We start from the raw sequence: 14,143 nt of genomic DNA, 5'->3' as shown, positions 1-14,143 counted from the left end.
GGCGGCGTGCCGCCCGGCGTGCTCCCGGCAGCGAGATCAGTCCCGATAAAGCGCGGTGCTCAGGTAGTGACGGCGCAGCTCCCGCAACGCCAAAGCGCACGCGGCGCTGGCCGGCAGTGCGAGCAGAACGCCGAAGAACCCGAATACCTTCCCGAACGCCAGCAGCGAGAAAATGACCGCAAGCGGATGCAGACCGATACGCTCGCCGACGAGCCGGGGTGTGAGAATAAGGCTTTCGAGGATCTGGCCGACTCCATACACGAGCGCCACCGCTCCCACGCCGTACCAGTCACCGAATTGCAGAACAGCGGCGAAAAGCGCGGATGCCAGCGCTGTCGCAAATCCGATGTACGGAATGACGACGGCCAGTGCCGTGAGGACACCGACAGGCAGCGCGATGCGCAATCCGGCGATCGTCAGCGCGGCCGGGTAGAAAACGGCCAGCACCGCGACGACGGCGAGCTGCCCTCGCAGGTACTGCGACATCATGTGGTCGACTCCGGCGACGAAAACCCGCGTTTGTGCGAGCCAGCGCCGTGGCACGAAGCTTTCGATCCGCTCCAGTGCTTCGGGCCTGTCATACAGCAAATAAAACAGCACGAGTGGCAAGATCACGAGGTTTCCCGCTACGTCGATCACCGCACTGCCGCCCGTGCGCAGATATCGCCAGACGGCGAGGACAGCATCGTGCTCGCTTGCCGTCAGGCGCGTGGCCACTGCGGCACGCAGACTCGTCCAATCGGTCCAAAAGTCGATGCCTACGGAAGCAAGCCATGGCTTGCCGGCGGCTTCGAGTTTCGACGCGAGCGAAGGGATCTGTCCGGTCAGCTCGGGGCCTTCCATCCGAACAACCACGAATACCAGCAGAACCAGCAGCGCCATGAGCGCCACGAAAAGCGACATCATTACCAGCGCGGCAAGACCACGCGGCGCTCGCCGACGTACCAGCCACTCCACGCCCGGCTGGAGAACATACGCGATCATCGCGCCGAGCAGAAAAGGTGTCAGCACGGAGCGCAGGCTCCACAGCAGCACGCCGGCCGACAAGGCGACGGCGCCCCAGAACAACGATTGGCGATAATAGGCAGTCATGGTTGCGTCTATTGTTGCGTGTTCGCGTGAAGCGTCGGGGCAAACTCGATCCGATGCATTCAGTGTATGGGTGCGCTGGTTCGCGCAACGAGGCGCTCCAGTTTGAGCAAGGCTTCGCCGAGCAGGTCGATGGCACTATCAGGTGTGGACGCGGTGGCCGCGCCGCGAAGAGCCTGTTGCACTATCTGGTGGAGGTTTTCGGTTTTCGCTTGACCGACTTTGGCGATGCGTCGCTTTTCCATAAGTTCTCCTGTTGGTTAAAAAACTGTCGGACACCTGATGGGGAAACTGGCGCCGGCGCCGAGTATAGGTGTGCAAGCAGGCGGATACACGTGCGCAATTCGTTGTTGCGAAATGGGGCACTGCAAGGCGCCACTGCACGACCAGGACACCCCACACACCGTCTCATTGCTACACACATCATAAATGATATAATAATCAATCTTGATTAGAAAGCGGTTTCAACGCTTTCCTGTCGACGCGGACGTGCCGGCAAAGCGATATGGGCAGGCAATTGCCATCTGAGCGCAGCTCCCAGCGTCTGGATCATTTCGCCTCATTGAGTCTGCGCCGTGCGACGCGTCATTCCGTTCCTCCTTCGCCTCATCGTCGTTGCACTGCTAGCGCTTGCCCCGTTCGCCGCATGGGCAGCCCCGCCGACGAGCCCGGAAGCCGACGGCATCGCCCATGTTTCGGGCTACGCTCGCGTCGAAACGGACGTATCGCAGGCGCTCGGCGCACTTCAGACGTGGGAAGAGGGGATCAGGCAGCGCGCATCCAGCGCGACGAGCGACGCGCAGCTACTCGAATTGAACGCGCTGAGCCGCCAGGCGGCCGATGAAGCGGACAGCCTAACGACTGCCTAGCAGCGCAAAAGACTCCGCTGTGTCGCGGTTGTCGACTACGATCAGCAGCGCCGTGATATCACGGGCGTCTCTGCGGGGGACGTTCTTTCCTGCGGCCTGACCGATCCGTCACACAGGGGCAGGATTAATGATGAAACGGCTCCCTCGCCTCGGTCCGTCGCCGCTCGCCTCGATGGTCCCTCCGTGCGTGGCTATCAGTGACCGCGCAACTGACAGTCCTATACCAAGCTCTCCCTTTCGACGCCTGCTCGCCTCGTGTGCCTGCTCAAACATTTGGAACATAGAAGGAATGATGGCCGGCCCCATTCCGATGCCGTATCGTCCTGTACCACGATCAAAATGTGCCTGTCCGCACGCTGCAATCGAACGAAAATGTGTCCACCATCGGGCGTGTACTTGACGGCTTTATCGAGGACACCCCATAAGGCGAACACCGGATGTTTGCCAGGGCGGCCTCAAACTGCAAGTGCAACACCTTGGCAGACTGCCCCATCATGGCCTGGAGACCGAATTGGCTTGGGGGTCTTCAATCAACGGTGCGAAAGCACTCGCGAAGCCGTTGACTGAAGAAAGGTTGCCTGGTCGACTTCCGACCGCGAGGAGAATTCATGTTTGGCCCAGGCGGCACGGAGCGCCTAAAATTCGCGTGTATGCGCGAACAAGCTCTGTCGGCGACCGCAGTACAGTCGCGGCATCGACTTTGTTGTGACCTATTCAAGATTAGGAGGATCGGAACACTTATCTACAAGCTTACCCTCCGAGTTTCGTCTAACAGACCGTGTGACCAAATTGCGCCCGCCCTTCCGTCTTCCGACTCCTCTACGCTCCGACTGAGGAATTGCCGGCAACACTGCCTGGAACCACTCGGAATCAAACTGCCGACACCAGTCGCCCAGGTCGGAGTTTTTGTAGTGAAGCTGCTTCCGGGTTCGAACGCCCTGTTCCAGGTAGCGCTCGACCTTGGAGCGATTCATGATGCGAAGTTCTTCCAAGCCTTCCGCGCTATCTCTTCGGCGAAATACGTTGTTACGGCGAAGAGGCCCACAAAGCTTGTTTGCCACGGCTTGTAAATTCCCCTTGAGTGCCTGCGCCACGGCGTCATCGTTTGCCGCCACAATTAGCTCGTCAATACTTCGTTCGAACACCCGACCCAGCTGTCTCCTCAGACGCGGATAGGGGATGCCCTCGTCAGCGCTCATCTTCGTGAGACTGAAGCCGCGACTGAGCTTGTCAGCTAACGCGACCGGCAACCCGGAGACCTCCAGTGCTGCCTCCAGGCCTGCGAGTGAGTACGTGAATGCCGTCTGCGACATCACATCAACTGGTCGGCATGTTTCAGTATCTTGTCGGCGCTGAGCGTCGATCATTGTCTCGGCGACGGCAACCAGCGCGAGCTGTGCAATTGGGTTGACGCCCGTGTGCGCTCCACGAACGGCCTTATCGATAAATCGCGATGTAATTTTTGTACCTAGTGCAGCCGAGAGTTCTTCGAGACTCGTACACTCCCACATCCCAAGCAACCTGTGAGTAATCACTTTTACATTGCAATCTGCGTCTCGACCGAAAGCGTTGGTAAATAGGTTGGCTCTGGCTGCTGGCCGAAGGAACTCGCCATCCCCATTACACACCTGCTGCACCAGCGAGAGATGACGAGCGTAGCCCAGCGAACCACTGTGTGGAACCGCTGCAAAACCGCGCGACCCACAATGCGGGCAGCTCGACGCTGGAAGATTCCATTCGCGCTCGGATCCTTGGCTGCGCCCGCAACCGAGACAAGCCCCTAGCAACTGTTCCCGGTGCGTAGGGCAATGGTAGATACCCGGAATCTGGTGGACTGTGTGCCAAAACGCGAGCCCGAACTGAGCTTCGTCATCTTGCATACACAGCCGGCAGCAATACATATCTCGCTTCACCAGTTTCTGCTGCGGCATACCGGTAATGAACTGCTGCGGTTTGGGACCGTCGAACGCCTTGCTCCGCATTTCCGTCAACCAGGCTTCTGCTCGCGCTTCCGACATCGCTGATGCGTAGAAGCCAAACAAACCTGCGTGGCACATAAGATCCTTGGCATCCTCGACTATCCCCATCGATTCCGCGAGACATGCGCTAGCGCCTAAGCAACTCACAATGTTTGCGTCCGCGCGACCAAAAAATTGCAGGAGCGTCGATATCTTTAGTCCGTTTCCGGAAAGCATGTGGGCCGCGACGGTGATCGAAAAGAGAGTGACGCCTCGCGGTGTGGCGGGGATGCACATTGCGCTACTTTTCACCTCTTCTCCCTCGCCGCGACGCATTCCGCGCGACCACAAGATGGGCAAGTAACTCAGCGATAGATCGCTGCTCCTCCGCACTTCCGTCCATAAGCTCGTCAAGCAACGCGCGCGCCCTCGCGACCGCAGGTATCTCAAGTTGGATAGAAGTGTGGCGAGAAGCCTCCGCGGCGAATCGACAAAGCGCGCTGACGTTTGCCGAGGACCGCTTCGCCTGTCCGTTCAGAATCCGGCTGATTTGCGATTGGTCAACGCCAGTCGAGCGCGCCACCTCGAACTGCGTGAAGCGGCGATCGGCGATTGCGGCCCGGAGCCAAGCAAGAAGTTTTTCTTCGTCTGCGTTCATTTCTCGGATTATGCATATTTGCATATTTCCATGCAACATGTGCGTTTGTTGAATTCGCCTCAATGACCCAAGATAACGAAGACAGTCCGAAGAGATTTAGCGGCCATGGACAAACCTGATACAGCCATCGAACCGATCGCGTTTCCGGAATTTGCTCCGGACGAGACCGTGTTCAGCATGCTGGCTCGAGCTCACTGCCTTGGCGGATATGAAAGTGCCGTCGCCGCGAGTCGCGCCATTCTGGGCGACGAGAGGGCTGCGCTGCTCTTCGACTTCCCACGGAGGTTGGAGGCACTGGGGCGCCTCATGCCTGGACGGCTGTCTGATCCTGCCGCACTTGCAATCAACGCTACTTGCCTACCATTCTTTACACGGTTTCGCGACCGATCGGTTGAGGAGCGGGCAATTCAAAAAATGTGCGGTCCATCTGTCGCCGCCTTGAAGGACGACCTCGGCCTTCGCGCCAGCGCTGCTGGCCCTCAATCGACGGTAAAGGCCTGCCCAGACTGTATGGCCGAGGACACTGCCACGCACGGAATAGCTTATTGGCATCGCATCCTGCAATTGCCAGGCGTGACCGTGTGCCCAATACATCGCGTCCCATTGCTCGAATCGGCACCGGTTCGGCAGGGCAAACAGCGGGCGCTGTTCCTTCCACATGAACTGCGGTGGACGTACCCTATTACTCGAAACCAAGAAGCGGCGACATATAAATGTTCGCTAAGGCTCGCCAATCTGGCTGCGGCAGCACTGTCCTACGCACTGCCAGGAGGATTCCAGCCGTTAGCGCTCTATTACACATATCGGCACGGGCTCAAGGCTGGGGGCTTCCTATCACGGGGGAACCGCCTACGGCTCGCCTCACTGGAACGGCTTTTGGATGCACATGTCGGCAAGCTTCCTGCCTCCATACGCCTGTGCCGTCCTGAGCTATCCAGAGAGACCAACAGTCTCCTGACCATTCTTCGCGCGAGGCAGCAAACATTTAACACGCTTCCTCATCTCGTTCTGATCGATTTCCTCTTTGAATCGTGGGATCACTTCGTGTCAACGTACGAATGGGAGCACGCGATGAACGCGAAGGTCAACGCTCACGGCGGCTTATCTGCTGATCGCATACCTTTGGAAGTTCGGTCTCGACGTTCGCACACGCTGCAAATGGAGTCTCGTTGGGATCGGTGCACTACGGCCATTCTCCGGTACATGAAGGAGCAGCCGGACTGCACACGTTCGCAGCTTGTCAAGGCCTGCGGGGGATCGTGGCGATGGCTTTACCGGAACGATCGGGAATGGCTCGACGCCAATGCCCCGGAGCCGCTCCCACGCCGGCGCCGATATCTGTCGTGGGTGAACTGGCAAAAGCGCGACGCGGCGCTCGTTGAGTTGATCGAGCGGGAGGACCGTATCACCGCTTTCCCCAAAAATGCACGAATTACCCCGAAGACTGTCCTCCGTAACCTGGGGCCCATTCCCTTTTCTGTCCAGCTGGAAAAGATGCCGAAATCTTGTGCCAAACTATCAGAGATTGCCGAACAGATTCGCGCCGGCACCGATAACCGGGTGCCGGCATCCTGAACTCAAGCGATCTACCTACTTACGACTTACGCCCCCTCGCCAGCTTCATCTTTTCGAAGTTATCAAGCAGCACGTTTTTGAGCCCCTCTGCGCGCAGATCGTCCTGAGAGAGTCGCTTTCGTTTTTCAGCTCCGTTTAGCTGCTGGCGAATCCCAGCAGTGACTTTCCGCTTATACATACTCTCGGCGGTCTGAAAGCGCGGTCTCGGCTTCTTCTCGGGCTCAGATGCTGCAGCGCCTGACGGAGGCGATACACGCGTCTTGTTGATAGCCGACGATCCGGTTAACCCGTCTGATTCCGCCCACCGTGCTACGAATGACATAACCGGGATATCACGAAATTGATTCAGCGCGTTCACGTCTCTATCGGCAAGCGCGCGGATTAGCGGGTGCGAAGCCTTGATCGTAGGCCCCTCGTATGCCTCCAACACATCAGCGTCAGTTATAAATTCCTGTTCTCGCCTCAATGCAAGGAGTTGCGCCTGAGCCAGCAGCTTCGCGAGGTAGTCGCAAACACCGCCGGTACACCTGAAGAGCAACCGCGCTGAATCCCTTATAAGCGGTGGATTGCGCATAACGTTGAACTGCAACATTCCGGGCACCAGGAACTCGGCCCAATCCGGGTCACGGGGGAATAGCGCGGGCCAAAGGTTGAAGAGTCCACCTGAGGTAAAACGCCTGACATCCTGCGTGAAATCATTGAACCCCTCGAAACCCTTTGGGTTACCAATGAGAACAATGGGAATACCGAGATTTGCCAGGCGGAGGAAAAACAGAACCATCAGGTCCCGGGATGCGGCTTGAGCGAAGTTTCGTTCCTGTATTTCCTCAATGATGAGCGCACCGCAGAAGCAGTTGTACAGAATCTTGGAAACTGAAACCATATGATGCTCAACGGACCACCTCTTTGCAGAAAATTGAGAAAAGTAGTCGGTCCCCAATGCTGCATCGATTTGTCTGTAAAGTTGCATCAAAAAACCGAGACGACTGCCATCCGAGGTCATATCAACTTTGACCCACACCAGTTGCTTCTGCATGGTCCAGCCCGCCGCTTCGCTTGGTCCGTGCTTGACAACCTGAGGCAGGAGACTCAATGTTCGGTCGACAATCGCGGACTTTCCTAGACCGGTTATGCCATCGATCGTCACGCACCGGGCATTTCGTGTGATGAAGCCTGGCCAACCGCCGTCGAATTTTCCTTGCCAGCCACCCACAAGGTAACGCTGCTTTTTGATTTGCGCGAGACACGGGTTGCGTTCCTCATAGCCTGCGAAGATAGCCGTCAATATCGCGTCCGCGATGTCGATCGCCATTGACGTCGGAACGAAATGGCTGCTAATTTTGGCAAGAAGAGAAGCCCGGTCCTGTGCAGGCAGGGACCGGAGTACTTCCGCATTTAATGGTTCGTTCAGTAGCAGCGTGGGCAGAGCGTCGAAATTTACCGGTAACGGAAGCGAATCAAGAAGTGGATTATTCGATTTTGCATAATCTTTCATTTCGTTCTCCTATTCTTCCCGAAATTTCGCAACAGATCGAGCGCCGGCGAGTGCGATTTCGGACGAGGCGAAGATCGCGGAGGGAGCAAGGATTCAGATACGCCGCCCACAGCGGGCTCAGCATTAGGACTCTTCCCTGGTTTGTCGTCTCCTCGCCACATCAATTCCTTTTCCTCATCACGATTCCGTCGAATATTGGCGGTACGCTGCTTCTTGGAGAGTGGTTCGACTTGCCGGTCAAGCTCACGTCTCTTTTCCTGCTTCGCCTTGTCTATATCCGCGAACAATGCGGAATCAAGAGCAGACTCATCCTGATCTAATTCGGTCTTGGCAAGATGTCTGGCCAGCGCGTCGCCATCCTGAACAGAAAGGTGATCCGCCAACGTCCACTCCCGCACTGCGAGGGAGTCAAGCGAGACGTTCTTTAATTCATGAATGCCCTCGAAAACCAGCCATATCCGGCGCAAGTCCTGGGGATCACCCCGCACTTCGACCTGTTCATGTCGTCCTCGCGCCCGCAACATCAAACCCTTCTTGAGAAGTACCTCGCCGACGAACCGGGCTCCACTGATCAGTTCAATTTTTCGACCGCGGTCCGGCCGAACGAGATAGATTCCCGATCCTGTTAGTACTGCAGGCAACGCCGGGAGCAGATGCGCCCGGATAGCATCTGCAGACGGAGGCGCGCCTGCGATATATCCGTTTTCCACACACCACCAATAGATGCTTATTCGGGTCGGTGTTACGCCGTCCCGACGCATCTCTGTGGTAAGCAAGTGCTCGCAACGTTCGTAGTTGTTGTAGTGGACAATGCGGCGAATTAAATGTCGCATGTACTCAAAGTACGTCAATACTGCATCGAGTGCAGGATGATCTTCACCGCGTCGCCTCGCTCTTCCATACGTCGTTCCTTCCAGCTTGTGGTCGAGTCGTGAATGTAACTGGCGATGGCTTGATTCCACCGGCCCTTTGCTATCCGCGCGTCCCGCCGGAGCAAATTCGAGCGTACTGCCAATTCCAGAGATGCTCTGCTTGCACGGTTCAGATCTGAACTCGCCGTTGTCCCCGAGATATCGGGCGAACGCGATTGCCGGCCACATATCCGAGGAGATTTCAACGTCAAAACGAGCACAGAAATCGACCTTATCCATTGCTGCATTTGCAGCCGCCATGAGTGCCGTTTTGGTGGAGGGTGAATCGAAACCACAATAGATCCCGGCCCACAGCCCGGTGAGTCCGTCGACGATCTTGATTCGGCTCAGGGTGCCAACAGGCTTTATCCTTGAAACGGCCGATACCAGATGCACATCATTCGACGTGGCGTCGCAATACGCGATTTGGCCGATTGCGTTGATTCCATCGCGAGCTGTTCCGGGTAACGCGCGAAAGTTTCTTTCAAAATCCCCGTCGAAAAGTTGAAGATATGTGGCCGATTTACGGGTGTTGCCGCCGTTTCCCCAGTAGCGGAACTGTCGGAGTGTTGGCCGCTCATGTGCGGGCTTGAGAATTGGAACCTGCTCACCTTCCTCTGATGCAGTCTCAGCTCGATAGAAGGCTTCCATGGTTCTTCGGTATGCAGAGCCCACCGTCTTCCCGGGTCGGACAAATGTTTCCCAACCGAAGCGAAGACGCTGGCGATCCTCCTCCCCTATCAGGAATCCCTCCAATTCCGGCATCGAGTTTCGGGCCGCAATGTTAGGCCGCCCAAGCTTCTTTCGTTGAATGCGGATTTGGCCTCGCGCGCCCGAGTTGTGAAAGCGCGGCAGGAGAGCATTTACGTTGCCGCCCCCCGCCCAATATAAATTCAGTATGCCGGCCACCTTCTTGACGCACACACCAAGCTCCGCTGCACGTGATCCAACAACCCCTTGATACAAGCCGCACTCCAGCAATTCAAACGGCGTGTGTCGGGTGACGATGGGTTCAATTACCGACCATCGGACATCGCGCCTCCTTAGCTGACTACATCGTTGCGCATCATTGAACCGTCCATAACGCGCCTGAATCTGCGCATCCGACTGCAGCCACTCGGCGGGGGCAGCGTCTTCGACGATGTCGACGGACAGCTGCCTGATGAGTAACTCGATTGCACGAACCGAGTAGCACCGCGGCATTCGAAGATGGGAAATGGCGCCTCCGTCGGCGTACGTGAACTGGATTATCCAAAGCCTGTCAGTTTGCTGATTGACGAGGACCACACGGTAGGTACCGCTGAACGGTCCACACTCTGAAGTCGATCGAAGAACATGGTTTGCCTGGATATAGTTCATGCTGCTTCCTCTGACAGTAGTCTCTGGCACAACGTCTCACGGAGCAGACGACCGCCCGGAACGGCTCGTTGAGAGGTGACTTTGGGGTGCGAGAGATCGATATCGATTTCCAACTGCCAGGCAAGCAGGTGAAAAGCTGGCCATGCTAGAGACAGATCGAAGCCAGATCGGTCTGCTGCCGCCTTGACGGCATGGCGCATCGAAGTTTGTAGGATCGTTTCCTTGAGGATGACCTTGAACGTTTCAAATCCTGCGGCAGCAGATATACGAGACTCCTGCGAGACCGAGACGCCGCAGACTTCGAGGTTAGAGAGCAGATAACTCGATAGCGCGAGTTCATGGGCTACGTGATATCTCGCCGAGATCGCATTGCAATAGCGGCGTTCAAGTTCGAGGCGCTCAATCATCCGGGAGGTGAGCGGCGCCTTTTTCAGGTCGGTTCCCGCTTTGCAGGAGATCACCACCATTCGGGGAGCGGCGGTTCCCGGCACAGTCGCGACAACGTCCAGGGTCGCCACATAGGGCACATCACTTCCCGGAAACACGCCGTGCTCTATGTCTGCCTCAGCGGCGAGTTCAACCAACCCGGGTGCAGTGAATCCGTCAAATTCCGATGCTCCCCTCGCGCCGACAAGCGGATGAGGGTGCGGAAACGGCCACGCCGGCAATTGCTCTCTAACGTCTGCGGCGCCCAGCCAGTGGCACAGCATCCCGAACTGCCGCTCCACCCGAGTCAGCGCGTGGAAGGCTCTCGCGTATCCCGGTAGTGGACCCACTGATTGATTCCCTTTCGGAGAACAGTTCTTTCGACGGATCTGAATGAAAGGACGGTACGACTCTCCGTGCCCTTGTCCGTAGCCCTCTTCGATCATTCGTCTCAGCTTTTCCCATGTCATTGCCTTTGCCATGTCTGCACCTTTGCGCGATGTCGACCACACAGTCGTCAGTGCTGCGAGCAGTTGCTGCTCTGTGCGATCCGTTCGGTTAATTGGCGAGCGCCGGCGCGCGACCAGGAAAGGTCACGAACATTGGGCGCATCGAAAACGCAGGGACAAAAAGGGCTTGACTTAGCCGATTCGGAGAACGATACTGAGGATGTCCAGTCCTGCAGCACCGCGCTCTTCAAGAGCCAAGAGAAAAAGCCATTCGTCCTCGATTGGCTTTTTTGTTTTCTACATGTCACACCTCCTGAGTTGGGTCACAAGTAAGCCACTGTTAGGTAGGCGGGTGCTCCACCCTTGCTCGTACGACGCGGTGGTGAATGCGCCGATGACCGATTAATCCCACATCTTCATTGGGCTGGACGGCAACCAAGACTTCCCAACTTCCAAGAAACATCCGGATGCGCGCCAGCGTGTCGGTTCGTAAGCTACGACACGACGGCTGCCAGTTCGTTGGATGGATCACTGACTTCAAACGTTGGAATTACTCCGACTTACGCACTGCATGTCCAGACTTACCCTGCGCCCGCGCAAGCGGCATCTATCGCGGGAACAGTAGCTAGATCTCCCCAAGGCCGGCAACGGAACAGTTGTCGACCAAGCCGACCATACGTCTCCTGAAGAACGAATAGCCGGGCGACGGACAGCTTGTGTCAGCCGCCCCCCTTCTAATTTCGCCTGCAATAAAGACATGCATCGAAAACATACGCTTACACAGATATTCAGTCCATAAATTATTATTAAACGATTAGTTATCCATATCACAATGAAATCTTTAAATTTCTTAATATTTACTTGCATGAAGTCAAAATGCCAATGCTTCAGTCTGGCCAGGCCAACTACATGAGGCAACGACGATGGCGCGGTAACAAATAACCTGAGTCAATGCGCCGCTCGATCGATAACTATCGCGGTCGATTGCTCGAGTTCGACGAACGTTTCACGAAGCAGACGTGGGAATCAGCAATGGCCGCTGTCAGGTGGTTTACGTGAGTAAGAAAGGGGGTGTTGCGGTCGCCGGAAGTAGGATTCAAGGCAGCGGGGGAGAGAGGAGGACAGGCTGCCGAAGACATCTAACCGATTTCAAGTCAATGACTTCCGACTCCATCTCGTACGTGAGTGTGCCAGCCAGTGTGTACCAGTGAAGTTTTGCAACCGGTTTCACCGAAGCGCGAAAATGCACGCCTGCCTGGCAAAGTCCGAGGAACGCACGGGCGGCGCACGAACCAGAACACATCGATGCGTGACCCGTTTGCGTCTGCGCCACCCTCACCGCCGCTGTCGAGGCAGAGACGCTCCCGGACAGCGCGATGGTCAGCAAATGCAAACTGAGTGCGTATGGTCCGAGCGCTTACGAATTGGAGCCAACTGCCATACATTTGGCGTCTACGAGGCAACATCGCAGTTATTCGGTATAACTCGGTGCGCCGCGAATCAATTCGTCCAATATCTTGCAGAGTTCACTCAGGGCTCCGCTGGGATTCGGGAGAAGCTGCCGCGTCAATAAGACCCCATGCTTAACCTTGTCATAGCTGACCCGCGCGTCAGTAAATTCGTTAAAGAGGTCATGCAGCAATTTGGCCCCGTGCACGTGCTGCGGCCAATCAGCATCCGAATAAGCCGTCGGCTCACGGGGAGCGAAGTATTTCTTCTCCCCGCCGTGACGCTCCATCCACGCTTGCACATCTTCCGAAGACACCGCTTTACCGCTACTGGCGTCCTCAGCATTTAGCAGATTTGCAATGCACGCTGACTGCAGAAGGTAATTTTCGTACATGCGGAACGGCAGCCAGCGGACCATGCCTCTGCCCATACGCTCTATGTTGGCAATCTCAGTTTCGGAGCGCTGCTCCTTATCAAGAATGAAGGCCACCGCTGGCGGAAGAAGCGATGCCGTGCCCGCCAAGCGAGAATAAATCTCAAAAACCCGTTGTGCGTTCTTCGCTCCCAACTCGTCCGTACTATCAACGCCCAGAATTTGCACTCCGTGCAGTGGGGTCTTGGTGAGTTGCCGCAGCAATTCCGGAAAACATGTCTCTTCCGTCTTTCCCTCTACCCACAAGATCGCGTCCGCTCCAAACACGTCTCCGAGGCGGACACCAACGTCTGCGAGCGACATTCGAAGATCGTCTTGGCGGTTGGGATCAATCAGCGCGACGGTACTGACGTTAGTGCCCTCCTGGCGGCGCACAGCAAATAGCTGGTCGTTTTCTGTCAACGTGATAAGGGTCGGCGAATGCGTGGTGATGATGTACTGGTGTTGACTGTACGAGCGCAATATTTCCAGCAGCTTCCGTACCGCTCCGGGATGCAAAAAGCTTTGTGGTTCGTCGATAAGGATCACCGACGGAAGATCAGACGTCACCACCACGTACAAGATCGCGAGGACTTGGCCGATTCCGGTTCCGCTTTGATTTAAGGGTACCGAAAGATCGCTTCGTTCGCTTTCAAGGGGAATACTCCACACGCGTGCTTCGACGCTGCTTCCCTCGACTATTACTGATGTAATTCCCGAAATATGCGGGAATACTATCCTGACATGCTCTACCAGTCGCTTGTAACGCGCCGGGTTACTGGAACTCAGCACATTAAGCACTGCAGCAAGGTTCTGCGCATTCGGACTAAGAACCTTGTCCGGGCCGGCTGCACACCTTCCTAGTCCCAAGCGCTCCGCACGAAACGCATATGCCTTGTCACGTAGCCAATTTGCGAGGACTACTCCGTAACTCGAATATGAGCCAGTTATCTCGTTTTGCAGCGCAAGCTGTACATCGCTCGGATGTGCAAGATTCAGAACTGACGCATATCGGTTAGCGTCACGCCGTAACCCACCGAGGCCCGCCAAATCCGCCTTGACCACTACTCCATTGGCCCAGTCCGCATTGAATCGGTCTCCGGTTTCAAGAAGACTCCGAAAAGTAGCAAACACCGAGGCCGAAGCATTTGGGCCTGTGGGCAAGAAAAAACTCGCCAGGGCCGTGAGATGCTGTCTCAGCTCTTCCGGCGAGAGGTCGTAAGCAACACTTGTAGGCGCGGACGATGGTGGCTCAGAAGTTGGCGTTCGCACTGTCTCAAGGCTGCGATGAGGGTTGTGCGTGTGCCGAAGACTCAATGCCTCCATGAGTGCGCTCTTCCCAGCATCGTTACGTCCGATAAAGACGTTAAACCCGGGAGTTAGTTTGATTTCCCCCGTGTCGACAAAGCACTTGTAGTTCTGTACGCGAAAGCTTGCTATGCGCATGGAGTGCATGCTCCTCATTGGTTTTGTTAGTGCTTTGACTCATGGCT

Annotated in this window: 11 protein-coding genes; 2 read left to right on the top strand and 9 right to left on the bottom strand. The window is 56.3% G+C overall.

Annotation, left to right across the window (positions count from 1 at the left end):
- Positions 1–36: 36 nt before the first annotated feature.
- Together FAZ95_RS04105 and FAZ95_RS04100 are read right to left on the bottom strand one after the other, a co-directional pair.
- The gene (locus tag FAZ95_RS04105) at positions 37–1,092 is read right to left on the bottom strand and encodes an AI-2E family transporter (protein ID WP_137331285.1); all 1,056 of its coding nucleotides are present in this window, start codon (positions 1,090–1,092) and stop codon (positions 37–39) included.
- A 59-nt stretch (positions 1,093–1,151) separates the two neighbouring features.
- A complete protein-coding gene (locus tag FAZ95_RS04100) occupies positions 1,152–1,334 on the bottom strand; it encodes a hypothetical protein (protein ID WP_137331284.1) in 183 nt (60 codons plus the stop codon).
- Between the two features lie 330 nt (positions 1,335–1,664).
- On the opposite strand from FAZ95_RS04100, the gene FAZ95_RS04095 reads away from it, so the two are divergent.
- Positions 1,665–1,958, top strand: a complete 294-nt coding sequence (locus FAZ95_RS04095) for a hypothetical protein (protein ID WP_137331283.1) — start codon at positions 1,665–1,667, stop codon at positions 1,956–1,958.
- 108 nt (positions 1,959–2,066) lie between these two features.
- Here the strand turns inward: FAZ95_RS04095 and FAZ95_RS40640 are convergent, their stop codons facing one another.
- The 3 genes from FAZ95_RS40640 to FAZ95_RS04080 form a co-directional block, all read right to left on the bottom strand.
- Complete coding sequence (locus tag FAZ95_RS40640) at positions 2,067–2,231, bottom strand: ATP-binding protein (protein WP_367872601.1); 165 nt, start codon at positions 2,229–2,231, stop codon at positions 2,067–2,069.
- 437 nt (positions 2,232–2,668) lie between these two features.
- The gene (locus FAZ95_RS04085; protein WP_137331281.1) at positions 2,669–4,228 is read right to left on the bottom strand and encodes a TniQ family protein; all 1,560 of its coding nucleotides are present in this window, start codon (positions 4,226–4,228) and stop codon (positions 2,669–2,671) included.
- Entirely contained in the window at positions 4,218–4,574 is a 357-nt protein-coding gene (locus FAZ95_RS04080; RefSeq protein WP_175425517.1) for a helix-turn-helix domain-containing protein, read from the bottom strand. The genes FAZ95_RS04085 and FAZ95_RS04080 overlap by 11 nt, the downstream gene beginning before the upstream one ends.
- A 105-nt stretch (positions 4,575–4,679) precedes the next feature.
- Here FAZ95_RS04080 and FAZ95_RS04075 point away from each other — a divergent pair, with 105 nt between their 5' ends.
- Complete coding sequence (locus FAZ95_RS04075) at positions 4,680–6,149, top strand: TnsD family Tn7-like transposition protein (protein WP_137331279.1); 1,470 nt, start codon at positions 4,680–4,682, stop codon at positions 6,147–6,149.
- Between the two features lie 19 nt (positions 6,150–6,168).
- Here FAZ95_RS04075 and FAZ95_RS04070 read toward each other — a convergent pair whose 3' ends face one another.
- The 4 genes from FAZ95_RS04070 to FAZ95_RS04055 all read right to left on the bottom strand — a co-directional run bounded on the left by FAZ95_RS04070 (position 6,169) and on the right by FAZ95_RS04055 (position 14,096).
- The gene (locus FAZ95_RS04070) at positions 6,169–7,644 is read right to left on the bottom strand and encodes an AAA family ATPase (protein WP_137331278.1); all 1,476 of its coding nucleotides are present in this window, start codon (positions 7,642–7,644) and stop codon (positions 6,169–6,171) included.
- Positions 7,641–9,914 carry a TnsB C-terminal domain-containing protein gene (locus FAZ95_RS04065; protein WP_137331277.1) on the bottom strand — a complete coding sequence of 758 codons (2,274 nt, stop codon included), beginning with the start codon at positions 9,912–9,914 and terminating at the stop codon, positions 7,641–7,643. The genes FAZ95_RS04070 and FAZ95_RS04065 overlap by 4 nt, the downstream gene beginning before the upstream one ends.
- A complete protein-coding gene (locus FAZ95_RS04060; protein WP_137331276.1) occupies positions 9,911–10,822 on the bottom strand; it encodes a PDDEXK family nuclease in 912 nt (303 codons plus the stop codon). Before FAZ95_RS04060 ends, FAZ95_RS04065 begins: the two co-directional genes overlap by 4 nt.
- A gap of 1,438 nt (positions 10,823–12,260) precedes the next feature.
- Positions 12,261–14,096, bottom strand: coding sequence for an AAA family ATPase (locus tag FAZ95_RS04055; RefSeq protein ID WP_175425516.1), 1,836 nt, complete (start codon positions 14,094–14,096; stop codon positions 12,261–12,263).
- Positions 14,097–14,143: the final 47 nt, after the last annotated feature.

It is taken from the genome of Trinickia violacea (assembly GCF_005280735.1).
Taxonomy (GTDB): domain Bacteria; phylum Pseudomonadota; class Gammaproteobacteria; order Burkholderiales; family Burkholderiaceae; genus Trinickia_A; species Trinickia_A violacea.
The sequence above is the reverse complement of the archived record's forward strand: the minus strand, read 5'-3'. Positions and strand labels throughout refer to the sequence as shown.